The sequence below is a fragment of the Sphingobium soli genome (assembly GCF_020782245.1).
GTDB lineage: Bacteria > Pseudomonadota > Alphaproteobacteria > Sphingomonadales > Sphingomonadaceae > Sphingobium > Sphingobium soli.
Genome location: NZ_JAJGNP010000013.1, coordinates 77,162 through 101,438, shown reverse-complemented (window position 1 = coordinate 101,438; position 24,277 = coordinate 77,162). Strand labels below are relative to the sequence as shown.

The following is a 24,277-nucleotide window of genomic DNA, read 5'->3' as shown; positions in this document are numbered from 1 at the left end:
GAATCCCGTTTTTCAGCCGAGTCGCGCTTTGTCGGCTGTGACACTTTACCCGCTGGCAAAGTGTCACAGCTGAAACATCATAAGCGGATTAGCCAGCACCTAAATGGGGGCCAGTAATTGCGGCTCGGCGTAAACGGACACCCGCTGGTTGGCGTGACCAAAATGGTCCCTGTCGAAATGCGCGTTAGCGCAGCTTGTCGAGCGTGAGCGGCAGGTCGCGGATTCGTTTTCCCGTGGCGTTGAACACCGCGTTGGCGATGGCGGCGGCTACACCGGTGGTGCCGATCTCTCCAATGCCGCGCGCGCCGAGTGGGGTACGGGGGTCGGGGATGCCGGTCCACAGGACATCTATATCGGGCACGTCCAGATGCACCGGCACATGATAGTCAGCCAAGGATGTGCTCATGATGCGGCCGGTGCGTTCGTCGAGCAGCGTTTCCTCGGTGAGGGCCATGCCAAGACCCATGACCATGCCGCCTTTAAACTGGCTGGTCGCCGTCTTGGCATTGAGAATGTGGCCGCAGTCGAAGGCACCCACGAGCCGGTCCACGCGAATTTCTCCGGTCACGTCGCTGACGCGCAATTCGCAGAAATTCGCCGAGGTGCTGTGCATCGCATATTTCATGATCTCAAGCGGCGCTCCGCTTTCGCCCACGACGCTTAGTTCCTCCCGCCCCGACCGGCGGAGGATGGAAGCGAAGCTCTCACTGCGGGAGGGATCCTCAACACTGCGCAAGCCCCCGTCGGCGAACTCGGCCTCAGCGGGCTTGAGGCCGGCCAGCGGCGTGTCGTTGCCCGCGAGCCGCAGCAATTCGGCGACAAGCTTCCCGCTCGCCGCGCTGATCGCGGCGGCCAGCGATGCAGTCTGCGACGATCCGCCGGCAAAGCTGGCGAAGGGGAGGCTTGAGTCCCCGATCGTCACCGTGACACGATCAAGCGGAAGGCCAAGGCGATCGGCAGCGTGCTGACGTTGCACCGTCGCCGTGCCCATGCCCATTTCATGCGCGGCGCTGGCGACATAAGCGTCCCCGCTGGTGTCGATGGTGATCCGCACCGAGGTGCCGGGCATCCGCATGAACGGAAAGGTGCCGCTGGCGCAGCCCATGCCGATCAGCCACTCACCCTCGCGCCGCATTCCCGGCTGGGCTATGCGCCGGTGCCAGCCGAAGCGCGCGGCGCCCATATCATAGGCCTCCATCATCGCGCTTTGCGAGTGCGGCGCGCCACTGACCGGATCGCGGGTCGCAACGTTGCGGCGGCGCAGTTCGATTGGGTCCATGCCGATAGCATGCGCCAACTCGTCCATCGCGCATTCAATTGCGAATGTGCCCGGCGTCTCTCCCGGCCCGCGCATGAAGCTGTTCGCCAGCAGATCAAGATCGACATAATGCTGGACGATGTCGAAGCTTTCGCAAGCGTAGAGGGATCGCCCGGTAAGGGTGAACCCTTCATCGCAGATGCTGTGCAGCGGTTTGACGCCATAGCCATGGTGCAGCAGCGCCTTGAGCTTGCCGTCCGCATCCGCAGCCAGCGCCACCCGCTGCTCCGTCTGCGTTCGCCCGCCGATCAACCTTTGCATATTGGCGCGCGTGAGAGCGACGCGCACGGGACGATCGGCGAGCTTCGCAGCAGCCACGCCGAGAATCTGGTGGTCCCACAGGCCCTTGGCGCCAAAGCCGCCGCCCACATAGGGCGAGCTGACCCGAACATCGCCTTCCTTCAGTCCGAATATCTTCGCGAGCGAACCGGCAGTGCCGTGGATCATCTGGGTCGCGTCGTGAACGATCAGCTTGCCGTCTTGCCAGACGATCGTGGTGGCGTGCGGCTCGATCGGATTATGGTTTTCCCATGGCGTCGTGTAGACGGCGTCGATCTTGAACGCCGCTTCCGCAAGCTTCTTGGCGGCGTTGCCCTTGTCGAGCCTGTTCTTTTCGACAAGCATCGATTCCGGCGTATAGGCGCTGGCCTTGCCTTCCTCGAACCGTGTGCGCGCCGGCGCGGTGTCGTAACCCACGCGGATCAGTGTCGCCGCATGGTCGGCCTGTTCACGGGTTCCGGCCAGAACCACCGCCACGACCTGGCCATTCCAGCGTATTTCGGCATCCTGCATGATCGGCAATGTGTGATTGCCCGCGGCCTTCAGGTTCGTCATGCCGATTGGCGGCGGGACCGCCATTTTAGGCGCGTTGCGATGGGTCATTACCAGCGCGACGCCCGGCGCCGCCTCGGCTGCGGACACATCCAAATCAGCAATGCGGCCGCGCGCGATCGTGGAATGAACAAAGGCGGCGTAAAGCAGATTTTCCATTGGTACTTCGGCGGCAAACCGAGCAGCGCCGCGCACCTTGTCGGGTCCGTCAACGCGCGACTGCTGCCCGCCAAGCGCCACCCGCTTGTCGATCAGCGGATCCGGCGTGCCCCCCGGCAGCCAGCTTGCGGGCACATGGCCGATCACGGCGCGCACGCCGCCGACGATGGCGTTTTGAAGCTTGGTCATGCGTTCGCTCCTGCAAGGGCGGTCAGGACGGCGACCGTCGTTCGTTCTACGAGGCCGATCTTGAAGGCGTTGCCGGACAGCGGCTGGGCATCGACGAGTTCTTCGCGGATCGCAGCCAGGAAAGCGTCGGGCGTCGGCGCCCGGCCGAGCAGAGCGTGCTCGGCCCGACTTGCCCGCCAGGGCTTGGCGGCGACGCCGCCCAGCGCGATGCGGATTTGCGTGACCTGCCCGTTGGCGAGCGACAGGCCGCCCGCGACGGAGATCAACGCGAAGGCGTAGCTGGAGCGGTCGCGCACCTTGCGATATTCAGAGTTCGCGATCGCATCCGATGGCGGCGGCAGTTCGATGCCGGTAATCAGCTCGCCGGGCTTCAGCACTGTCTCTATTTGCGGCATATCCCCCGGCAAGACATGGAAATCCATCAGCGGCACCTGCCGTTCGCCGGCCGGCCCTGATAGATGAACCACGGCGTCAAGCATGGCGAGGGCGACGCACATGTCGGAGGGGTGCGTCGCGACACATTGGTCCGACGCGCCCAATATCGCGTGATAGCGATTGAAGCCGTCGAGCGCATCGCATCCGGCCCCAGGCTGCCGCTTGTTACAGCGCGCACCATCGGCATCGTAGAAATACATGCAGCGTGTGCGCTGGAGGATATTGCCCCCGACCGTCGCCATGTTGCGGATTTGCGCCGAGGCGCCGGCGAGCAAGGCACGCGCGAGTACGGGATAGCGACTGCGGACGATCGGATGGGCTGCAAGTGCGGCATTCTTGACCGATGCGTCGATGAGCAATCCGCCGCCTTCGATTTCGCGGATGGCACCGTCCAGGCGGCTGATGTCGACCAAAGCGCTTGCTTGTTCGACATTCTGGCGCAGGAGGTCGACCAGATTGGTCCCGCCACCCAGAAATCGACCGTCGGTGCCGACACGCGCAAGCGCGTCCGCCCGGTCCGACGCTCGGATGTAGGTCAGGGGGGTCATGCCGCGGTCTCCGCCAGCATCGCCTCGATGGCTTCGACGATACCATTGTGCGCACCACAGCGGCAAAGATTGCCACTCATGCGCTCGCGTATCTCCGCGCGCGTCGCGACCGGTGGCCCGGCGGCGAGATCATGGGTCACATAGCTGGGATCGCCGCGGCGCAATTCCTCGGCCATGGCGATTGCCGAGCAGATCTGGCCGGGCGTGCAATAGCCGCATTGTAGCCCATCATGCTCGACAAAGGCGCGCTGCAACGGGTGAAGATCGTCACTTTCGCCTGAGAGGCCCTCGATCGTCCGAACGTCGCGGCCTTCCGCCTGCGCGGCCAGCGTAAGACAGGCCAGGACGCGATCACCATCGAGAAGAACCGTGCAGGCACCACAGGCACCCTGATCGCACCCCTTCTTCGTGCCGGTAAGATGCAGATGCTCCCGCAAGAGATCGAGCAGCGAGACCCTGGCGTCGTCCGGCGGTGAAATCTCGATGCCGTTCACGCATATCATCATACGTCGCTCCATTCCTGACGGTTTGCCAACCATGCCGCACCGCTTACGAAGATACAACGACGGTCGGACTATTCAACTATCGTTGTAGACGATTTTGGTGATCATTGCGATGAACCGGTCCCTTTCATCGGGCGACAGCCGCGAGAGCATGAGCATATATATCTGTCGATAGGCCTCGACCTGCGCCTTGGCATAGGCTTCGCCGTCCTTGGTGAGCGTGAGCGCCACGGCGCGGCGATCGACTTCGATCCGTTCCCGCTTAAGAAAGCCGCGCCTGACAAGCCGGTCCGTCGCCGAGGACAAAGTTGTCTGGGGCACGCCGAGAAAGCGAGCAACATCAGTCGGGCCGCAACCAGCGTGCTCGGCGATATAGAGCAGCACTGCCTTATCCAGTTCGGCAAGCGGCCGTTCGGCGCGCCGCGCATCGGCCAGCTTATAGCGGCGCGTAAAGGTTTCAAACGCATTGCCGAGCGTGGCAAGCTGGTCTTCAGTCGGATCAGTCATTCATTCCGCATATCCCGTTAGGGCCGCTTTGGGCAATGATCCGACGTCGATGGCAGGTCAGGACCGCAGAGCCGTTATCGGCTATGTGTGAGCCGTTTAGCGCTTTCGAAATCGTCCGGTCTCCATGTCTGGGCTGTGGTGTGCATGCATGGCCTAATGGATGATCCTTCATCCGAGGCGCGGCCGGTCGCTGCATTGGCCTGATGGCAGGTCGCCATAGGCTGCTAGTGAGTACCCACAGGAATTGGGAACGGTCCGTATTTGGTAAGTGACAATACGGCGCTGACCGGCTGGTATGGGTCGGCATATGCCGGAAGCTCCCGAGATACCGCGGTTATTCGCTGGCAAAACAGAAATGGCAAAACAGCTGACTATTTAACATAAGATATATTATCAGTTTTCTTTTGGTGCGCTTAGCGGCTTATGCCTGTTCGAAAAACCGAATTACAGCTGAGGCTCCTGGAGAGAATGCGATCCCGGAGAAGCCCCTACCCCATGCGGCGCGTTATGTTTCAAAAGCGGATCGATATCCAGCCGGCAAGGAAATCGGAGCTGCTATAGCCCGCTTTGGTGAGCGCCGGGCCGGCGGCGAAATGTTCGTAGCGCCCTGTGAAGGACAGCCGCGGCGTAATCGACCAGACGAGTTGGAGCCGGGCCACATCACCGATCTTGGCTGAGCGGACATTCTGAGTACCCGCGAAGGGCTGACCGCTGGCGCGATAGACGGCGTCGGTTACGCTGTCCCGCCAGGCAAGCTGATATTCAGCTGTGACGCGAAGCCGGCGTGTCGGCGAGACCGTGAGGTTGGGAGCGATTGCGATCAGGTTCGATGGCGTCAGGAACAGCGCATAGCTATAATAGATGTTGTTGCCGAACGGCGCGTAGGCATTGCGCAGCTTGCCGTCGCCATAGCCGCCCCCGCCGCTCGCATAGTCGGCATGGAAGCCCATGCGCGGTGCGGAGCGGGACGACCCGAGGCGATAGGTCTGGGCCAGGAATATCTGCCAGGCGTCCGTCCGCTGATCGATGAAATGGCCCCATTGATGGTTGGCCGACCAGTCGATCGTCAGCGGCCCGACTTCGCCCCAAAGGCGTGCGCCGAAATAATGGCGTGTGGCGGGGCCGACCCGTCCGCCCCAGGTGCCGACGCGATTGCGGCGGCGCCAGAGAAAGGGATCGAGATAAAGTTTCGATCCACCAAGCCAGCGGGTGGGCAGCGCGAACCCCATCGTCAGGCCCGAAAAGCGCCGTTCGGGGTCGATCACGTCGTCGTCCGTTCCAAGGTCGCCATATTGCGTCGGGCGAAGGTCGAAGGTGTCGATCCGCATCTTCGGTCCACGCCCCCATGCCCGCCAGCCATTCAATGTGTAGCGGATCGTGTTGTTGTCGCGTTGAGACACCAGAAGGTTCGGCCCATCGGTGAACTCCTGCCGACCATAGCGGACACCCAGCGCCACGTCGCCCACGGTCGCATTCCCCTCCACGAACGCCTGCTGCACCACGATGTCGTTGCGTAGCGTCGCCGGAGGAGCGCCTAGTTCCACGCCCGAGATGCCCCCATGCGCCAGTTCGCCATAGACGCGCAGGTGCGATCCCAGATGCAGATCGGCGCCGCCGACGAAGCGGCGGATGTCCTGCCGCTGGGCGCGCGCCTCCCGCAGGTTGGGATTGGTGGTGTGGTTGATGCGCAGCCGCGCCTCGCCTGATAACGTGAGATACACCTCCTTGTCGGCGCTGAGCGGCAAAAACTTAAGACGATCGAAAAGATCGTCGCGCTCTGCCGGATCGCGCATCACGCGCCAGTCCTCGGCCCACCGCGACAGGTTGTAGCCGCCTGGACTGGCGCCTTCCCCGATGGCGTTGCTGGGGTAGCCGGTGACGGCAGGTGATACGGTATCCGGGATCGACGCCCTCCCGCTTTGGGTCTGCTGGGCCAGCGCGGCTGGGAAAGCCCCGCTGGCGAGTGTAGCGACGAGGCCGCTGGCGATCTGGGCGCCGGTGTAAGGCATGATTGCGACTTACTCGGCCGGGACTGTGTCAGGGGTAAACACCCGGCCGGCCATCGCGTCTTTGAAACGATCGCGGTCTAGCCGCCCCTCCCAGCGCGAAACGACGACGGTAGCCACAGCGTTTCCGATGAAATTGGTGAGGCTGCGGCACTCGCTCATGAAGCGGTCGACGCCCAGGATCAGCGCCATGCCGGCGACCGGCACCGATGGCACGATCGAGAGGGTCGCCGCAAGGGTAATGAAGCCCGCGCCGGTGACGCCGGCTGCCCCCTTGGACGACAGCATCGCGACCCCCAGCAACAGCAATTGCTCGCCGATCGACAAATGGACGTTGGTCGCCTGCGCAATGAACAGCGCAGCGAGGGTCATGTAGATGTTGGTGCCGTCGAGGTTGAAGGAATAGCCGGTCGGCACCACAAGGCCTACGATCGACTTGGGGCAGCCTGCGCGTTCCATCTTTTCGATCAGGCTCGGCAGTGCGCTTTCCGATGAGGATGTGCCGAGCACGAGCAGCAACTCGGCCTTGAGATAGGCGATCAGGCGGAAGATCGAAAATCCGGCGATCCAGGACACGGTGCCGAGAACGACGATGACGAACAACAGGGACGTTAGATAGAAGGCGGCGACGAGCGTCGCCAGATTGGCGAGTGTGCCAACGCCATATTTACCGATAGTGAACGCCATAGCGCCGAAAGCGCCGATAGGGGCCGCTTTCATTACGAGTGAAACGACCTTGAACACGGCCAGCGACAGATCGTCGAGCGCGGCCAGGATACGGTCGCCGCGATCGCCAATCAAGGCTAGGCCCACGCCGAAGAGGATGGCGACGAACAGCGTCTGGATGATGTTGCCCGCAGTCAGCGCCGACAGGAACGTGTCGGGGATGATGGCGAGCAGGAAGCCGATCAATGTCGTTTCATGCGCCTTGGCCGCATAGCCCGCGACCTTGGAGGCGTCGAGCGAGGCGGGGTCGATATCGAGCCCTGCGCCGGGCTGGACGATGTTGGCGACGATAAGGCCGACGATCAGCGCCAGCGTTGAGAAGAACAGGAAATAGGCGAAGGCCTTGCCAGCGACCCGTGCAACCGAAGCAAGATCGCGCATCCCTGCGATGCCGGTCACGATGGTCAGGAATATGACCGGCGCGATGATCATCTTAACGAGCTTGATGAAGCCGTCGCCAATGGGCTTGAGGGCCTCACCTGTTGCCGGCGCGAAATGCCCTAGAAGGACGCCTGCGAGGATCGCCGTCAGCACCTGCACATAGAGGCTGGCATACCATGGGCGTCGCGCAGTCTTCGCCACGCCGCTATTCATATCCATTGTCAACTTTGTCACGCGTACGACCTTATAGTTATCCGATCAGACGACCGCCTGCGCCCGGATCGATTGGGGAAAGGGATTGATCCGGGCGGGCGCGGTCACCCCATTGCCGCGAACCGCTCGCGCATTCTCTGGATGACCTTGATTTTCACGGGCTTGCCGTCCCGCAATTTGTACCAGCTGTGCTGGCTGATGCCGTAGGTCGCCATGACCCCTTCTTTGGTGACGGCTGGAATGTGCCGGCGAAGCCGGTCGAACTCTTCCTTGCTGATCGTATCCATTGGAAGAATGCGCGCCATGCCCCTGCTCCTTTCTAGAACTTCACGCCGGCAGTGATGAAATAATAGGACCCGTTGAAACCGAACTGGTTGGCGTTGCGCGTGTAGGGCGTCTGGCCGTCCGAATAGGATGCCGCCTGGCCGACATCGCCGTCGCGCGTGTTCTTCCATTTGTCGGGATAGGTGTTGAAGATGTTGTTCGCGCCCATCGTCAGCGAGAAGGATTCGGTGAACGCGTAGCTGAGCGTCGCATCGAACAACGCTTTTCCCCGGAAGGTCTGTACGCAGCGGTTGGTCGCGTCGCATTTCACATTCTTGTCCTGCGACGAGAGCCCGGTGGAAAAGGCTTTCACATTTCCGAAATAAGAGCCGCGCAGGCCCAGAGTCAGCTTGTCCCAGGTATAGCTGGCCGACCCCAATATCTTAGTGCGCGGCTGCGCCACCTCGATCAGTTCGGTCGCGGTCTGGCCGAGCAGCTTGATCTGCTGCGCCGTGGGCGATGCGCCTGCAAGGATCGCCACGGGGGTGTCCCGCTGGCGCAGCACGTCGGTCTTGGCATGGGTGCCCGCCAGCGTCAGCGTCAGGGTCTGGTCAGGCCCTATCGCCGCCTTGTAGGTCAAGACCACATCGACGCCGCGCGTCCTGGTGTCGATCTGGTTGGTAAAGAAGCGGATTTCTCGCGCTTGCGGGAAAAGTGCCTGGACCGCCGGATATTGCGCGGTGAGCAGGCCTTCGGTGATGACGATCCGGTCCTTGATGTCAATCTGGAAGGCGTCAATGGTGGCCGTGACCTTTCCGCCGAGCACATCCGGGAGATCGCCGGTGATGCCAAGCGAATAGCTGTTCGATATCTCCGCTTTCGGGTCGGGCACGCCAAGCGCAGCGAGGCGCGGATCGTCGCTCGACACCTGTTGGGTGATGAGGATCAGGTTGTTCTGGACAGTCGAGGTATTCACTCGATTGCCGGTCTGCTGGAGAGAGGGGGCGCGGAAGCCGCGATTGTAAGAGCCGCGCAGCGCGATCTGGTCAGTGATCTTGTATCGGCCAGCCAGCTTGCCCGACAGATTGTTGCCGAAGTCGGAATATTTCTCGAAGCGAAGCGCCGCTGCGACCAGCAGCCGATCGTTGAACTCCGCTTCCGCGTCGACATAGAAGCCAACCGAATGGCGGCTCACGTCATTCTCGTCCGCTGGCGCATAGCCCGGCCGGCCGTTGGCGCCAGGCGCCTTGCCGGTCGTGGCGAGTGGCCCGACGGCGTAGGAGGCAGGGTCGCCACGCTTCACGATGAAATTATCACGGCGATACTGCCCGCCCCACGCAACGTTCAGGCTCTTTCCGATGAAGCCGACGGGACCAAAGTCCTTCGATGCGTTGAAATCGGCGGTCCACTGGTTGAAGGCGGTACGGCCGACGTAGAATTCGGTCGGGCTGGCATTGCCGAGCGATGCGTTGACGGTGTTGCGGGCGTTCTGATCGAGATGATTGTCGCCGTAGCCGAGGCTCAGGTCGACCTTCCAGTCATCGACCACGCTGTTGATGCCACCGGCCGCCGACCAGTCGATCGAGGTGCCCGGTAGTACCGGCACATAGCCGTCGGGGTAGATGCCAAGCGATGCGTTGGAGAAGACCGCTGCCGAACGGAAGAAGCCGAACGCGCGAATATCCTTTCGGCTGTAGCCGCCGAATGCATAGATATTCGTGTCGTCGTTGATGGGATAGGATGCGTTCACGAAGGCTTGATAGGTACGATTGCGATTGGCGCCGTAATTGCCGACGACAAAGGGCGTTTGCGGATAGACGCCGCGGTCGGCACGCGGATCGGCGGTGCTGTAGGGGAAGTTGGGCGTCGGCCCCGTTACCGCATAATTGGCGGGCGTCGCGGGGTAGAGCGCACCGGTATAGGTGTCGGAGCGGTTGGTCCCTTCGAACCCGAAATATTCAAGGGTGTAGTTGATGAAACCGCCGCTGCCGCCGAGCGCGATCCCATGGTTCAGGCTGATCTTGTTGGTGAAGCCGTCACCTTCCTGGTAGATGCCGCCATTGGCCTCCAGATAGTTGCCAACCTGGTCATTCAGCACGATGTTTACGACGCCGGCGATGGCGTCGGACCCATATTGTGCGGCAGCGCCGTCGCGCAGCACCTCAGTCCGCTTCACCGCGCCGGTTGGGATCGAGTTGAGGTCGGTGACAACGGTGCCCAGGCCGGGCGCGACATTGAGATTGATAGCGGAAAATTGGTGGCGGCGCTTGCCGTTCACCAGCACGAGCACCTGATCGGGCGCAAGGCCGCGAAGCGACGCAGGGTCAGCGAAATTGGTCGCGCCGTTGACGCCATATTTGGCCGAGTTGAACGAGGGCGACGTGAACTGGATTTGCTGGCCCAGATCGGTCTGGCCAGTGGCGCGCAGCTCGATATTGCTCACAACGTCCACTGCGACCGGCCGGTCCACGTCCGTGCGCGGTTTACCGCGCGAACCGATGACAACGATATCGTTCAACTGACGTTCGGCCATCTCTTGCGGGGCGTCGGGTGCAGGCGGCTCCAACTGGGTTTCGGGCGTGGTCGCCTCCGCTGGAGCCGATGGACTGTCAGGCGCGGGGCGAAGCCCAGGCACGTCCTGTGCCCAAACCGGCGCCGCGGCCGCGCATGCTGTGCCCATCATCAATGCTTTAAACAGTTGCCCCTTGGTCATGTTTTTCGCCTCTCCATATGCCGCCGCCGTTCACGCTGCGGCTTTTCTTTTGCAGGAGCAGCAGTCGTTTCGCGGGGTTGCCCCCCGGCGATGCCTGCTTCTCCGGCCTGTTCTCACCGGAACATGGCTGTAAAATCCCGCAAATATCAAAGTGACACAACCAAAATGGCCTCATATAAATATCTATAGAAAACAGTGGTATAGTCGTATTTTGACCAACGGCGTGTGCAAGAATTTGCCCATACCTTGTTGCCAGATGGGCCATTATTCACCACAAGTGTCTGATGCGGACTCGAACGCTTACGCTTGTGGTGCGATCAGCCCTGACGATAGCTATCGCGCTTTCGCTGGTGCTTGCCTTCGTCATCTCCGAACGCTTGGCGACGCGGCAAGCCATCGCCGACGTTTCCAATCGCGCGCAATCCTCCGCCATCCTTCTTGGGGCCAGTTTCCGGCGGGAGCTCGACAAGTTCAGGCTGGTTCCTGTCGTACTGGCGGACGATCAGGAGGCGCGCAACGCCCTGACGACGCGTGATCCCGCGCTGCTGCTGCGGTTGAACCAGAAGCTGGAGGCATTGAGCGACGAGACGCGGGCGGGGAATGTCTACCTGCTAGACGCGGATGGCGTGACGGTCGCGGCAAGCAACTGGCGGCGTGCCGACAGCTTCCTGGGCGACAGCTATGCCTATCGCGCCTATTATCGCGATGCCGCGCGATCCGGTAGCGCACAGCAGTTCGCCCTTGGTCAGCGCAGCCGCCGACCGGGCCTCTACATCTCTCGGCGGGTGGAGGCAGATGGCCACCTGCTCGGCGTGTTTGTGGTGAAGGTCGATTTTTCGTCGCTCGAGCGTGAGTGGCAGGAGACGGCGACGAATGCTTTCGTCACCGATGGTCGCGGGATCATCCTCATATCGTCCAACCCGCAATGGCAGTTCCAAACGACGCGGCCATTGTCCGGCGTAGAGCGATCACGCGCGCGCCGCGCACTCGATTTTGGCGCGGTGCCGCTGGTGCAAAATGCGCTGTATGCCGCAGGTGAAGTCGCACCGCGCAGTCGTGCCACGCCCAAATTTGCCTATGTCGAAGCGAATGAGAATGTGGGCGCTGGATGGCGGATGCATGTGCTCGAATCCACCGAGCAGCCGTTGGGCAGCGCAGTGACCTTCTCTCGCCTCGCCGTGGCAATATTGGCGCTGGTTGTTGCCGGCGCGGTGCTGTTGTGGCGAATGCGACGACGGACGGAAGCAGCGCGTATAGAGCGGGAGACGTCCGCACGGCTGGCAGGGATGCGTGAGCAGCTTGTCCAGGCAAACAAGCTTGCCACCCTCGGCCAGATCACTGCGGGCGTGGCGCATGAGATCAACCAGCCGCTTGCAGCGATTTCCGCCTATGCCGGCAACGCCCTGGTGCTCAACCGACGGGGCGACCATGAGCACGCATCCGAGGCGATGGAGCAGGTCGGAACGCTGACCGAACGGATCGGCATTATCACGCGTGAATTGCGCGGCTTTGCCAAACGGTCTTCCGGCGACGCCGAACCGGTCGCAGTGGAGGAGGTGATGGCTGGCACGGCGCTGCTGCTGCGCGACCGGATGCGAATGCTCGACGCCCGACTAGAAGTCGAAGGCGCGATGCTGTCGGTCCGCGCCGAGCGTGTTGGCCTGGAACAGGTATTGGTCAACCTGATCCAGAATGCGCTGGACGCCGGAGCATTGACGATCCGGATTCTGGTCACGCCTTATAAGGACCGGGTCGCGATTACCGTTTCGGACGATGGCACGGGACTGACGGACGAGGTCAGGGCGTCCCTGTTCATGCCGTTCAAGACCTCGAAACGGAACGGTCTCGGCCTGGGTCTGGTAATCTGCCGCGATATCGTGACCGGCTTTGGCGGAACGTTGATAGCGGCCAGCCCGCCGGCGGGGGCGGCCTTCGTGATTGATCTGGAGCGCGCATGACGAACACGGTCCTCTTCGTAGACGATGACGAGGATTTGCGCCGGGCCTCCGCGCAAACATTGTCGCTTGCCGGTTACGAGGTTCAGGTCACGGAGGGCGGCGCGGCTGCGATGCGCGAAGTGCATGGCGGTTTCGACGGCGTCATCGTCTCGGACATCCGTATGCCGGGGATGGACGGGGTGGAATTGCTGCGCCAGGTAGTCGCGCACGATCCCGACATGCCCGTCATCCTAATCTCCGGACATATTGACGTGCCGACCGCGATGGGTGCGCTGCGCACGGGCGCCTATGATGTGCTGGAAAAACCCTATTCTACCGAACAGCTGATCGCTGCGGTCGAACGCGCCTTAGAACGTCGCCGGCTGATCGTGGAAAACCGCCAACTTCGACAAGCAGCACCGGCTGATGACGCAGAGCCGCTGATCGGTCATTCGCCCGCAATCGTGCAACTCCGGCGGACTATCGCGCAGATCGCACCGATAGGTGTCGATGTATTGATCCAAGGCGAAACCGGCACAGGCAAAGGTTTGGTCGCGGAAATGCTGCACAGGGCGTCGCGGCGTCGCGGACCGCTCATGGCGATCGACTGCGGCGCAATGCCCGCAGGTCTCGTTGAAGCAGAGCTGTTTGGCAATGTCGCAGACGCCGTACCGGGCAGCCGCATGCCCCGCACCGGTCGCCTCGAACAAGGCAATCGCGGCACCATATTCCTGGACGACATCGATGCGCTCGGCGATTCCACACAACTTGCAATCCAGCGCGTCCTGGAACGCCGCGAGGTGACGCCGGTCGGCGCGATCGCCGGGCGCTCGGTCGACCTGCGAGTAATATCTGCAAGCAGCGTCGATCTCGAGACGCTCGCCAAGTCAGGCCGCTTTCGCCTGTCGCTCTTTTATAGGCTCAACAGCGTGATCCTTCGTCTGCCGCCCCTGCGGGAACGTCGAGAGGACATCGCCCCTCTTTTCCGGCGCTTCGTCCTCCAGGCGGCAGTGCGTTTGGGAGTGAGCCCGCCTAAGCTGGAGGCGCGCACGTTCCGCCATTTGGAAAAGCACGATTGGCCGGGCAACGTACGTGAATTGATGCGTTTCTCGGAGAACTTCGTGTTAGGCCTGAGCGATCATGATCTGGACGCGGACGCCCGCCCCGGCCCCCCGGATCTCAAAGGAAGGCTTGACGCATTCGAAGCTGAATTGATCGAGGAGGCGCTCAGCGAAGCTGCAGGCGACGTCACTCGTGCTTGCGCCGCGCTCGGGGTGCCACGGAAGACCTTCTACTACCGTCTACAGAAACTCGGCATCGATCTCGCTAAATTCCGCAATTGACGCCCGAGCAAAAGATGTCACGCAGCATAGTTGACGCTTGGGCGCGCCATCAAGCCAAGCCGTCGGCTTGGCTTCGGCAACTCTTCGCGCGAACCGCGCGACATGCCGCACATAGTCGAACTGGGGCCTCCGCGCGAGCCCGCGCATGTTCATATCTTCGATCATTTGCTGGCGCAGGGAACGAGCGCGCATTGCGTTGCACGTCGGTCATCATCAGCCCCTTGGATGAAAGGAGCCTAATCGTCTGCATACTCGGGCCCGAGCTCAACTTTAACGAAGACCTCTGCTGTGCGCCTTTACCTCAAAGCAAGCGCCACTCCCGCCCCGGCGGATTCGCGCTTGCCCCACGATCCGTCATTCCGCAAGCCCGGCTGGAGACCCTACGACTATCCGCTCACTTTCGCGAACGATCGCAGTCCGGCACATGCAGGAGACGCCACGGCCCGGCGGCATTCTGTTCAGTCGGCAGGACGCTCGAGGCCGGCCAAGCGTCATGGGTCGTCAAGAAGGCGTTGGCCTAATTGGACGGAGGGAACGGGATTAAAAGGCATGAAGGCACGAGGTCTCAAGACAGCGCTGGTGACGATCGTGCTGGGGGTGTCCGGCATGGGTTTGCCCACGCCCGCGATCGCCCAACCAATGGCGCTGCTCGACCGGCATGGCAGCCGTATCGCGATCGAACCCTATGCGCCAAACATCGTGCGGGTAACAATCGCGCTCGACAAGGGACTGGCACAAGCACCGCCCGGACCCGGACCGATTGCGCCGCCGAACGCCGTTGGCTGGACGCACAGTAAGGACGGGGGCGCGGATATTTTCCGGTCTTCCGCGCTTGCCTTGACCGTCGATCCCCAGCCATGGCCCAGGGCGCCATCGCAGATGGACCGCTATTTCGCGCCGTCGCTACCGCCAGTCACCCTGACAATCCGCACCGCGCAAGGCAAGCTGCTAACGCGAATGACGGGCTGGGAAATGGCGCCGCACAGCGTGAATGGCGAGCAGACCTTCAAGGTCGGCGCCCGCTTCGATGCGCCATCCGACGAGCATTATTATGGCCTCGGGCAGAATCAGGATGGCATTCTCGACCTCAAGGGTCGGGAGATTGACTGCAAACATTATTATGATGCGCCGGCGGGTGAAACTGTCTGCGTGCCCTTCATGGTGACGAACAAGGGTTATGGCATTGTCTGGGACAACCCGGCCCGTACGCTGGTCTGGCCCGGTCTGCACAGCAGCACCCATTGGCAAAGCCAAGTGGGCGAGCGAGTGTCCTTCTTCGTCATTTCCGGCGCTACAACGGACGAAATCTACACCGGCTATGCAAAGCTGACCGGAGAAACACCCCTGCCACCGAAAGCGGGATTCGGCCTCATCCAGAGCAAGGCGCGATACGAAAGCGAGCAGGAATTGCTTGGTGTCGCAAAAGGCTATCGCGACCGAGGCTATCCGCTCGACGTGATGGTACTCGACTGGTTCTACTGGACCCGCATGGGGCAGTTGGACATCGACCGCACCTATTTTCCAGACCCCAAGGGGATGAACGACCAGCTCAAAGCGATGGGCGTGCGCTCCATCATTAGCGTGTGGCCGCGCTTCGAGCGGGAGTCGCGCTATTTCGACATGCTGACGACTAAAGGCTGGCTGCTCAAGGACAAGGACGGCAACCCTGTCGATGGCCTGCCCGTCCGCTATGATCGGGCCGGCGCGCTGATCGACAGCACGAACCCTGAGGCACGCGCCTGGTTCTGGAGCAAGATCCACGACAATATCCTCTCAGAAGGCTTCGATTGGCTGTGGCTGGACGAAACCGAACCCGACGTGATCCCGGAGGGCTATGTCTTTTCAATCGGGTCGGGCGATCGCTATCGCAATCTCTTCCCGCTCGTGCATATCGGCGGCATAGCCGAAGGATCGGCGCGCGATCGTCCTGATTTTCGCAACATGATCCTGGCGCGCGCCGCCTATCTGGGCGCCCAGCGACATGGCGGACTATTCTGGTCCTCGGACGTCAAGTCGACCTGGGAAGCGTTGCGGCGCCAGGTGCCGGCCGGGCTCAACTACACTGCGTCTGGTATCGCTTATTGGGGCAGCGACATTGGCGGCTGGCAATGGCCCAAGGGTCCGCCGCCGCAGGCCCCCGTGCTGCTCGACCCTGCGGGCATGACCGCCGCCGGCATGGATTATATCGACTATCCCGAACTGTTCGTGCGCTGGTTTCAATATAGCGTCTTCACGCCCACCCTGCGCATCCACGGCCAGCGGCCTGACACGGAAATATGGACCTATGGCAGGGCGGCCGAGCCGATCCTGGCCGACTGGCTTCGCCTGCGCTACGCACTGATGCCCTACATCTATTCGCTGGGCCGCCATACCTACGATAGCGGCGCGCCCTTCATGCGCGCCCTCTTCATGGATTTCCCCAATGATCCCAAGGTCGCGACGATCGGCGACCAATATATGTTCGGTCCCGCCTTCCTGGTCGCGCCAGTTACCGAGCAGGGCCAGACCAAGCGCCCCGTCTACCTGCCGGCGGGCGTGGCCTGGTATGATTATTGGACCAACCAGCGCTACGATGGCGGGCAGACGATCGAGGTCGAGGCCCCGATCCATCGCATGCCGCTGTTCGTCAAGGCAGGGTCGATCATCCCAATGGGCGTTCAGGTGAAAAGCACGGCGGAACGGCAGCCGCTCGAAGCGATCCGGGTCTATCCGGGGGCCGACGCGCGCTTCACCCTGTATGATGACGACGGCCAGACCAATGCCTATCGCAAGGGCGGCATGAAGGCGGACCTGGCTTGGGACGACCAGAGCCGGTCGCTCAGCAGCAAGACGAAATTGCCCAGCGGTCAGGCGATCGACGGCCTGGTACAGATTATGGGCCAATAAGGAGCTTTATCGGCATGACTGGCATCAATCGCCGCGATTTGGGGCTGGGTCTGGGCGCGGCCGCGCTGGGCGCATCGCTCACAGGCAGCGTCAGCGCCGGCACCCAGACCAGCGCGGCCGTCCCGAACGGCGCGGTGGACCCGCTGCATTTCCCGGACGGCTTCCTGTGGGGCGCGGCAACGGCCGCCTATCAGATCGAGGGCGCGGCCAAGGAGGATGGTCGCGGGCTGACCAACTGGGACGTTTTCTCGCACACGCCTGGAAAGGTCGCCAATGGCGACACGGGTGATGTCGCCTGCAACAGCTATCATCGCTATCAGGAGGATATCGCCCTTTTGCAGGCGCTGGGCGTCAAGGCCTATCGCTTCTCGATCGCCTGGTCCCGCATCTTTCCTGATGGCCGGGGACAGCCCAATCCCAAAGGCTTCGCTTATTATGATTGGCTGGTCGACGGATTGCTGGCCGCTGGCATAACGCCGCATATCACCCTGTTTCACTGGGACCTGCCCCATGCGCTGCCCGGCGGATGGCAGAACCGCGATACCGCCTACGCGTTTGCCGACTATGCCAGCTACATGACGGCACGGCTGAGCGACCGCGTGAAGCATATCATGACGGTCAACGAACTGCGTTGTTTCACGGACCTGAGCTATATGACCGGCGGAAAGGCGCCCGGCCTCAAGCTGCCGATGAAGGAGGTCAACCAGGTCCGCCACCACGGCGTTCTCGCCCACGGGCTTGGTGTTCAGGCGATTCGCGCGGCAACCAGGTCGGGCGTACAGGTCGGCATCGCCGACAACCCAAATATCTATGTGCCCGCGATCGAAACAAACGAGCATATCGAGGCGGCCAAGCGAGCGATGCGGGAAGAGAATGCGATGTTCCTGACCGCGATCTTGGAAGGCGCCTATCGCGACACCTATCTGGAAGCCCAAGGCGAGGACGCGCCGGTGGTCAGGGCCGGCGACATGCAGGCGATCGGCAGTGCGCTCGATTTCCTGTCGATCAACGTCTATACAGGCAATACCGTTCGCGCCGACGGCTCGAAGCCGGGCGGTTATGACATCCTTGCCCGGCTGCCGCAGTCGCCGCGCATGGCTTCACCCTGGCTCTATGTCAGCCCCGAAGTCATTTACTGGGGCATTCGTGCCATCCATGAAATGTGGCGGCCCAAGGCGATGTATATCTCGGAAAATGGTTGCTCGACCGACGACAGGCTGTCTTCGGACGGGCGCGTCTATGATGCGGATCGGGTCATGTATCTGCGCAACTACATCACGCATCTTCAACGCGCAGCGCGTGAGGGCCTGCCGATCAGGGGCTATTTCGTCTGGAGCTTGATGGACAATTTCGAGTGGGAAGATGGCTATACCAAGCTGTTCGGCATCCACTATGTCGATTTCAAGACACAGAAAAGGACACCGAAGCTGTCGGCCGACTGGTATCGCGAACTGGTGCGGACCAACCGGCTGGTCTGACCATGCGAAGTAGGGCAGCCTTAGTCCAGCAGGTCGTGCAAGGCATGGTTGACGGGACGGTCGCCGCGCCGTTCCATCTGCGCCAGCGTTGCCTGGGCCATGGCGCGATAGGCGGGCAGCAAATCGGGGCATGCCCGCGCCAGCGCAGTCAGATGATGATGGATGGTTTGCGCATCGCCACGCAACAGGGGACCCGACAGGGCGTCAGACCCTTTTGACAAGCTGTTATCCAGCGTCGCGCGGACGAGCGGCGCAAGCAATGCGGCGGGATCCTGGACCCCGGCCGCAGCCAGCGCGTCAGTCGCGCCAACCAGCAGGGTCACCATGTGGTTGGCGGCATGCGACAGCGCGGCATGATAGAGGGGACGGCGATCTTCCTCCACAATCTCGACGACGCCGCCAAGCAATGTCACAAGCGCGCGGCCCTGTGCAATCGCGGCGGGTTCCGATGCCGTGATTGCGAAGCTCGCGCCTTTCATGAGCGTGACTTCCGCCGCGGCATCGCCGGTGAAGGTCATCACCGGGTGGATCGCTGCGGTCAACGCGCCTGCCGCGCGCAGCGGGTCAAGCACCGACACGCCGCTCCCACCGCTTAAATGAATGCAAAAGGGTGCAGGTGAAGGACATGGCGAAGATGACAAAGTCTGCGCTACCGAGGCGATCGCATCGTCCGACACCGCCAACAGCACCAGATCGCAGCGTTGCATCAGTTCGGCAGCGTTGCTGACCACATGACCGCCGACAATCGCAGCAGCATTGCGCGCCCGCATTTTATCGCGGCCCCAGATGCAAGGCGGATGGGCGCTATGGACGGCGAGCGCGAGCCCCATGGCGCACGCGACCCTGCCGTTGCCGACGATCCCAATGCGCTGATAGATATGACTTGTCATGGCGCTATCATTATCACAGCACCCGCGCGGCGCGATGTCAGATGATTGCCAGCACGCTGGTGAAGATGATGCGCACGAGGTCAGCCTGCCCCCCCGCCCCCGTCTTGGCATAGATTTTCTTTGAATAGTTGCGGGCGGTTTCGGTGGTGAGGCCAAGATCATGCGCAGCCTCCGCGATGCTGCGCCCTTGCGCCATGGCCCAGGCTAGACGGGCCTCGCTTGGCAGGAGACCGAAAAGGTCGATCAACTGCTCGCACCTATCATCACGGGACCAGCGATCGCCGCTCAGATACAGCATCGCCACCGCTGGCGACGCGCCCGAAGGCTGGCGATCGGGTATGGCGGTCACGAACATGTCCATCCAGGGGTCCTGACACAAGCGAAAGGCGCGGGGGCGGATGCGGGGGTCTTGCGCAAAGGCCTTGGCCAACGCGGCCACGTCCCTGTCGATCGCGGCCGCCGCAAAGGTCAGCCGGTCATAGCGTCCATGACGCAGCAGCGCGGTGCGGCGCAGTATGTCCTGGACATTGGCCGACTGGTCGATGATACGGCAACGCGCGTCGATGGTGAGCCATCCGAAATTCAGGCGTCCGATCATTTCGGACGAGATGGAGGCCCGCCGTCTTTCCCGCTCCAGCGCCGCCAGATTGTTGAGGGCAATCTTAAGATGCGGTCCCAGGCGGCTGAGCAGGGCTGCGCTTGCCGCGCCCATGTCGCGGGGGCCGGCGATCGTCAGCCAGGCGTGCGCATCATTTGCATCCGTCAGTCGCAGGGTCCGCAAATGGCGAAAGCCAAATCCTTCCGGCGTTGCGAAAGTTCGCACGCCCTGATCGGCGGCGGTCAACTCGTCCCACGCATAGACGCGCCCTTCCCGCAAAAGCCGGGCGGCATCATCATCCCTGGTAAAATACTCTTGCAGCGCCAGCGGCAGGCTATCCCCGGCATGGAAGTGCACCGCGGGCCCTTCCTTGGGGCGAACAATCAGGCTGGCCGTCGCAGCGCCCGTAGCGCCTTGCAGCAGGCCAAGAAAACGGCTCCATAGCGGCTGATCCCACAGGCCGTCATGCAGTGCGGCCAAAAGGTCCGCTTCACCAGTATTCATCATCCGCATCAGCATTTTCTGCCACACTCCCATATGGGAGGTCAAATAGGTGCAGGATGATGCGACAGGGGACCATCCTTGCCGTGGAGACACCATGCTTGATAAGAAGACCCTGACTCATCTGGAACGCCTCGAAGCAGAGAGCATCCACATTCTGCGCGAAGTGGTGTCGGAGGCCGAAAAGCCGGTGATGCTCTATTCAGTGGGCAAGGACAGCGCGGTGATGCTGCATCTTGCGCGCAAGGCCTTTTACCCCTCGCCGCCTCCCTTCCCCCTGCTGCATGTCGACACCACGTGGAAATTCCGCGCGATGTACGATCTGCGCGATCGGATGGCGCGTGAAAGCGGGATGGAATTGCTGGTTTACCAGAACCCCGAGGCCAAGGACCGGGGGATCAACCCCTTCGATCATGGACCGCTGCACACCGACATGTGGAAGACGGAAGGGTTGAAGCAGGCGCTCAACCTCTATGGCTTTGATGCAGCCTTTGGCGGCGCGCGCCGCGACGAGGAAAAGAGCCGCGCCAAGGAACGTATTTTCTCGTTCCGGACGGCCAGCCATGGATGGGACCCCAAGAACCAGCGGCCTGAATTGTGGAACCTCTACAATGCGCGCAAGAACAAGGGCGAGAGCATCCGGGTTTTTCCGATCAGTAACTGGACCGAACTCGACATTTGGCAATATATCCACCTGAACGACGTGCCGATCGTGCCGCTCTATTTTGCCGATAAGCGCCCAACGGTAGAACGCGATGGCATGTTGCTGATGGTGGATGATGACCGCTTTCCCCTGCAGCCGGGCGAGGAACCGGTCATGCGCTCCATCCGGTTCCGCACGCTGGGCTGCTATCCCCTGACCGGCGCGGTGGAGAGCCAGGCAAAGACGCTGCCGGAGGTGATCCAGGAAACGCTGCTCACCACGACATCCGAACGCCAGGGTCGCGCCATCGACAAGGATGCCGGCGGCGCGGGCATGGAGAAAAAGAAGCAGGAAGGATATTTCTGATGCGACCCGTCATCCGCAACGCGGATGACGGCACGGCTAATCCGGCGCAGGCCGGTGCCTTACGCCTCAGGCAGACCTTTCCCCCCGAACCCCGAGATGCCAGCGCCTGCCGGCACGACGGAACAGAATGACGGGACAGACGACATGACCGACACCGTTGCAGAACCCATCTACCAGACCGACGCCCTGATCGCGCAGGATATCGACGCCTATCTTGAAACGCACCAGCATAAGACCATGCTGCGCTTCATCACCTGCGGGTCGGTGGATGATGGCAAGTCGACGCTGATCGGGCGGCTGCTCTATGACAGCAAGATGATCTTCGAGGATCAGCTGGAAGCCCTCCAATCGGACAGCAAGAAGGTCGGCACCCAGGGAGCGGAGATCGACTTCGCCCTTCTCGTCGATGGCCTGGCCGCAGAGCGCGAACAAGGCATCACGATCGACGTCGCCTACCGCTTCTTCAACACTGAGAAACGCAAGTTCATCGTCGCCGATACGCCGGGGCACGAACAATATACCCGCAACATGGTGACGGGCGCGTCGACGGCCGACCTGGCGGTGATCCTGATCGATGCGCGCAAGGGCGTGCTGACCCAGACGCGCCGCCACAGTTATTTGGCGCATTTGATTGGCATTCGGAACATCGTGCTGGCGGTCAACAAGATGGACCTGGTCGGCTATGACCAGGCGACGTTCGACGCCATTGTCGAGGACTATACCGCATTCGCCAAGTCGATCGGCATCGCGGCGTTCACTGCCATGCCGATTTCGGGGTTCAAGGGCGATAATATCACGACACTGTCCCCCAACACCCCCTGGTATCAGGGACCAAGCCTGATCGAGCATCTGGAAACCGTGGAGGTGAACAGCGCGACAGACGCGGACAAGCCGTTCCGTATGCCGGTGCAATGGGTCAATCGCCCCAATCTGGATTTTCGCGGCTTTTCCGGCCTGATCGCCACTGGCAGCGTGCGGCCAGGCGACAGCGTGCGGGTCTTGCCGTCGGGCAAGACAAGCAGTGTGACCCGGATCGTGACACTGGACGGCGACCTTGAGGAAGCGGTGGCCGGACAATCGGTAACGCTGTGCTTTGCCGATGAAATCGACTGTTCGCGGGGCGATGTCATCGCCCTGGCGGACAACCCGCCCCAGGTGGCCGATCAGTTCGAAGCGACCATCGTGTGGATGGCGGACGAGGAAATGCTGCCCGGCCGGGCCTATTGGCTCAAGATCGGCACGCAGACCGTGACGGCGACAATCCAGCAACCCAAATATCAGGTCAACGTCAACACGATGGAGCATCTGGCGGCCAAGACGCTGGATTTGAATGCCATCGGCGTCGCCAATCTGTCGACCGACAAGCAGATCGTTTTCGAACCCTATGCCGACAACCGGACGCTGGGCGGTTTCATCCTGATCGACAAGATCAGCAATGCGACAGTTGCCGCCGGCATGCTGCATTTCAGCCTCCGCCGCGCGCAGAATGTTCATTGGCAGGCCACTGATGTCAGCCGCGACTTCCACGCGCAGCTTAAGAACCAGCGCCCCGCCGTGCTGTGGTTCACCGGCCTGTCGGGCGCGGGCAAATCGACCATCGCCAATCTTGTGGAAAAGAAGCTGGCGCGAATGAACCGCCACACCTTCCTGCTGGATGGCGACAATGTGCGCCATGGCCTGAACAAGGATCTGGGCTTTACCGATGCCGACCGGGTGGAAAATATCCGCCGGGTGGGTGAGGTGGCCAAGCTGATGACGGACGCGGGCCTGATCGTCATCACCGCCTTCATCTCCCCCTTCCGGTCCGAACGCGACATGGTGCGGCAGATGATGCAGCCTGGCGAGTTTTTCGAGGTGCATATCGACACGCCACTCGCCGAGGCGGAGGCCCGCGACGTCAAGGGTCTCTACAAGAAGGCGCGGGCGGGCGAGCTCAAAAATTTCACTGGGATCGACAGCCCCTATGAGCCGCCGCACGACCCGGAAATGCGGATCGACACCACCGCCATGACTGCCGACGAAGCCGCCGAGGCGATTGTTGCAAGGCTGATCCCATGAGCCCGGCTCCCGATCCCAGGGCGATGAACGACGGCGATCTGGCCGCGCATCTGGCGGAGGTCGCCGGGCGCATATTGATCGAGGTTCGATCGTCCGGCCTGTTCAGCCCCAAGGCGCTGGGCAAGGCGGGCGATCAGACCGCCAACCAGTTCCTGTGTCATGCCTTGCGTGAAGCCCGGCCCGATGACGGCCTGCTGTCCGAAGAGGAAAAGGACAATGAGGCACGGCTGGGCAAGAGCCGCGTCTGGATTGTCGATCCCGTCGATGGCACGCGCGAATATGGCGAGGCGCGGTCGGATTGGGCGGTGCATGTCGGCATGGCCGTCGATGGCGCGCCCGCTCTGGGGGCGGTGGCACTGCCTGGGCTGGATGGCGGCACGGTGCTGCGATCCGACCAGCCCATAGTGGTGCCCCCTGCCCCCGAAAAGCTGCGCATGGTGGTCAGCCGCACTCGCCCGGCCGCCGAAGCGGTCGCAGTCGCGCAAGCGTTGGACGCTGATCTGGTGCCCATGGGGAGCGCGGGCGCCAAGGCCATGGCCGTGATCCTGGGTCAGGCCGATATCTACCTGCATAGCGGTGGCCAATATGAATGGGACAGCATGGCCCCCGCCGCCGTCGCCATCGCCCATGGACTGCACGCCAGCCGGATCGACGGCAGTCCCCTCCTCTACAATCAGCGCGACGTCTATCTGCCCGATCTGCTGATCTGCCGTAAGGAGCATGCGGACAGGGTGCTGAGCCTTGTCGCATCACTACCAAAAGCCTGAGCGGTTCCATCAAGCAA

Annotated in this window: 17 protein-coding genes; 7 read left to right on the top strand and 10 right to left on the bottom strand. The window is 62.1% G+C overall.

Going from position 1 to position 24,277, the window contains the following annotated elements; genetic code table 11:
- Window positions 1-184 precede the first annotated feature (184 nt).
- From LL253_RS14715 to LL253_RS14680, 8 genes are all read right to left on the bottom strand, one after another.
- A complete protein-coding gene (locus LL253_RS14715; protein ID WP_228227667.1) occupies window positions 185-2,497 on the bottom strand; it encodes a xanthine dehydrogenase family protein molybdopterin-binding subunit in 2,313 nt (770 codons plus the stop codon).
- Window positions 2,494-3,480: an FAD binding domain-containing protein gene (locus LL253_RS14710; RefSeq protein WP_228227666.1), complete on the bottom strand. Its 987-nt coding sequence runs from the start codon at window positions 3,478-3,480 to the stop codon at window positions 2,494-2,496. Before LL253_RS14710 ends, LL253_RS14715 begins: the two co-directional genes overlap by 4 nt.
- Entirely contained in the window at window positions 3,477-3,986 is a 510-nt protein-coding gene (locus tag LL253_RS14705) for a 2Fe-2S iron-sulfur cluster-binding protein (RefSeq protein ID WP_228227665.1), read from the bottom strand. Before LL253_RS14705 ends, LL253_RS14710 begins: the two co-directional genes overlap by 4 nt.
- Window positions 3,987-4,058: 72 nt before the next feature.
- Window positions 4,059-4,490 carry a MarR family winged helix-turn-helix transcriptional regulator gene (locus LL253_RS14700; RefSeq protein ID WP_228227664.1) on the bottom strand — a complete coding sequence of 144 codons (432 nt, stop codon included), beginning with the start codon at window positions 4,488-4,490 and terminating at the stop codon, window positions 4,059-4,061.
- Between the two features lie 512 nt (window positions 4,491-5,002).
- The gene (locus tag LL253_RS14695; protein ID WP_228227663.1) at window positions 5,003-6,499 is read right to left on the bottom strand and encodes an alginate export family protein; all 1,497 of its coding nucleotides are present in this window, start codon (window positions 6,497-6,499) and stop codon (window positions 5,003-5,005) included.
- 9 nt (window positions 6,500-6,508) lie between these two features.
- A complete protein-coding gene (locus tag LL253_RS14690) occupies window positions 6,509-7,822 on the bottom strand; it encodes a dicarboxylate/amino acid:cation symporter (RefSeq protein ID WP_228222887.1) in 1,314 nt (437 codons plus the stop codon).
- A gap of 98 nt (window positions 7,823-7,920) precedes the next feature.
- Window positions 7,921-8,121 carry a hypothetical protein gene (locus LL253_RS14685; protein ID WP_228222872.1) on the bottom strand — a complete coding sequence of 67 codons (201 nt, stop codon included), beginning with the start codon at window positions 8,119-8,121 and terminating at the stop codon, window positions 7,921-7,923.
- A 14-nt stretch (window positions 8,122-8,135) separates the two neighbouring features.
- Window positions 8,136-10,763, bottom strand: a complete 2,628-nt coding sequence (locus LL253_RS14680) for a TonB-dependent receptor plug domain-containing protein (protein ID WP_228227662.1) — start codon at window positions 10,761-10,763, stop codon at window positions 8,136-8,138.
- A 314-nt stretch (window positions 10,764-11,077) separates the two neighbouring features.
- Between LL253_RS14680 and LL253_RS14675 the strand changes: the two genes are divergently transcribed.
- The 4 genes from LL253_RS14675 to LL253_RS14660 all read left to right on the top strand — a co-directional run bounded on the left by LL253_RS14675 (window position 11,078) and on the right by LL253_RS14660 (window position 18,437).
- Complete coding sequence (locus LL253_RS14675) at window positions 11,078-12,751, top strand: sensor histidine kinase (RefSeq protein ID WP_228227661.1); 1,674 nt, start codon at window positions 11,078-11,080, stop codon at window positions 12,749-12,751.
- Complete coding sequence (locus LL253_RS14670) at window positions 12,748-14,073, top strand: sigma-54-dependent transcriptional regulator (protein ID WP_228227660.1); 1,326 nt, start codon at window positions 12,748-12,750, stop codon at window positions 14,071-14,073. The genes LL253_RS14675 and LL253_RS14670 overlap by 4 nt, the downstream gene beginning before the upstream one ends.
- 549 nt (window positions 14,074-14,622) lie before the next feature.
- Entirely contained in the window at window positions 14,623-16,959 is a 2,337-nt protein-coding gene (locus LL253_RS14665) for a glycoside hydrolase family 31 protein (protein ID WP_228227659.1), read from the top strand.
- A 14-nt stretch (window positions 16,960-16,973) separates the two neighbouring features.
- Window positions 16,974-18,437: a GH1 family beta-glucosidase gene (locus LL253_RS14660; RefSeq protein WP_228227658.1), complete on the top strand. Its 1,464-nt coding sequence runs from the start codon at window positions 16,974-16,976 to the stop codon at window positions 18,435-18,437.
- A 20-nt stretch (window positions 18,438-18,457) separates the two neighbouring features.
- Here the strand turns inward: LL253_RS14660 and LL253_RS14655 are convergent, their stop codons facing one another.
- Both LL253_RS14655 and LL253_RS14650 read right to left on the bottom strand, forming a co-directional pair.
- Window positions 18,458-19,327 (bottom strand): Rossmann-like and DUF2520 domain-containing protein, encoded by an 870-nt coding sequence (locus tag LL253_RS14655; RefSeq protein WP_228227657.1) that lies wholly within the window; start codon window positions 19,325-19,327, stop codon window positions 18,458-18,460.
- A 37-nt stretch (window positions 19,328-19,364) separates the two neighbouring features.
- Window positions 19,365-20,444 (bottom strand): helix-turn-helix transcriptional regulator, encoded by a 1,080-nt coding sequence (locus LL253_RS14650; RefSeq protein WP_407696114.1) that lies wholly within the window; start codon window positions 20,442-20,444, stop codon window positions 19,365-19,367.
- A gap of 79 nt (window positions 20,445-20,523) precedes the next feature.
- On the opposite strand from LL253_RS14650, the gene cysD reads away from it, so the two are divergent.
- The 3 genes from cysD to LL253_RS14635 all read left to right on the top strand — a co-directional run bounded on the left by cysD (window position 20,524) and on the right by LL253_RS14635 (window position 24,260).
- Entirely contained in the window at window positions 20,524-21,435 is a 912-nt protein-coding gene (cysD, locus tag LL253_RS14645) for a sulfate adenylyltransferase subunit CysD (RefSeq protein ID WP_228222864.1), read from the top strand.
- Window positions 21,436-21,579: 144 nt separating this feature from the next.
- The gene (cysN, locus tag LL253_RS14640; protein ID WP_228227679.1) at window positions 21,580-23,493 is read left to right on the top strand and encodes a sulfate adenylyltransferase subunit CysN; all 1,914 of its coding nucleotides are present in this window, start codon (window positions 21,580-21,582) and stop codon (window positions 23,491-23,493) included.
- Window positions 23,494-23,516: 23 nt separating this feature from the next.
- Window positions 23,517-24,260 carry a 3'(2'),5'-bisphosphate nucleotidase CysQ gene (locus LL253_RS14635; protein WP_407696115.1) on the top strand — a complete coding sequence of 248 codons (744 nt, stop codon included), beginning with the start codon at window positions 23,517-23,519 and terminating at the stop codon, window positions 24,258-24,260.
- Window positions 24,261-24,277: the final 17 nt, after the last annotated feature.

What these genes read in the sequence shown, in the direction of transcription:
- LL253_RS14715 (WP_228227667.1), bottom strand. Translation starts at nt 2,497, where the DNA reads ATGACCAAGCTTCAAAACGCCATCGTCGGCGGCGTGCGCGCCGTGATC.
- LL253_RS14710 (WP_228227666.1), bottom strand. Translation starts at nt 3,480, where the DNA reads ATGACCCCCCTGACCTACATCCGAGCGTCGGACCGGGCGGACGCGCTT.
- LL253_RS14705 (WP_228227665.1), bottom strand. Translation starts at nt 3,986, where the DNA reads ATGATGATATGCGTGAACGGCATCGAGATTTCACCGCCGGACGACGCC.
- LL253_RS14700 (WP_228227664.1), bottom strand. Translation starts at nt 4,490, where the DNA reads ATGACTGATCCGACTGAAGACCAGCTTGCCACGCTCGGCAATGCGTTT.
- LL253_RS14695 (WP_228227663.1), bottom strand. Translation starts at nt 6,499, where the DNA reads ATGCCTTACACCGGCGCCCAGATCGCCAGCGGCCTCGTCGCTACACTC.
- LL253_RS14690 (WP_228222887.1), bottom strand. Translation starts at nt 7,822, where the DNA reads ATGGATATGAATAGCGGCGTGGCGAAGACTGCGCGACGCCCATGGTAT.
- LL253_RS14685 (WP_228222872.1), bottom strand. Translation starts at nt 8,121, where the DNA reads ATGGCGCGCATTCTTCCAATGGATACGATCAGCAAGGAAGAGTTCGAC.
- LL253_RS14680 (WP_228227662.1), bottom strand. Translation starts at nt 10,763, where the DNA reads ATGATGGGCACAGCATGCGCGGCCGCGGCGCCGGTTTGGGCACAGGAC.
- LL253_RS14675 (WP_228227661.1), top strand. Translation starts at nt 11,078, where the DNA reads ATGCGGACTCGAACGCTTACGCTTGTGGTGCGATCAGCCCTGACGATA.
- LL253_RS14670 (WP_228227660.1), top strand. Translation starts at nt 12,748, where the DNA reads ATGACGAACACGGTCCTCTTCGTAGACGATGACGAGGATTTGCGCCGG.
- LL253_RS14665 (WP_228227659.1), top strand. Translation starts at nt 14,623, where the DNA reads ATGAAGGCACGAGGTCTCAAGACAGCGCTGGTGACGATCGTGCTGGGG.
- LL253_RS14660 (WP_228227658.1), top strand. Translation starts at nt 16,974, where the DNA reads ATGACTGGCATCAATCGCCGCGATTTGGGGCTGGGTCTGGGCGCGGCC.
- LL253_RS14655 (WP_228227657.1), bottom strand. Translation starts at nt 19,327, where the DNA reads ATGACAAGTCATATCTATCAGCGCATTGGGATCGTCGGCAACGGCAGG.
- LL253_RS14650 (WP_407696114.1), bottom strand. Translation starts at nt 20,444, where the DNA reads ATGCTGATGCGGATGATGAATACTGGTGAAGCGGACCTTTTGGCCGCA.
- cysD (WP_228222864.1), top strand. Translation starts at nt 20,524, where the DNA reads ATGCTTGATAAGAAGACCCTGACTCATCTGGAACGCCTCGAAGCAGAG.
- cysN (WP_228227679.1), top strand. Translation starts at nt 21,580, where the DNA reads ATGACCGACACCGTTGCAGAACCCATCTACCAGACCGACGCCCTGATC.
- LL253_RS14635 (WP_407696115.1), top strand. Translation starts at nt 23,517, where the DNA reads ATGAACGACGGCGATCTGGCCGCGCATCTGGCGGAGGTCGCCGGGCGC.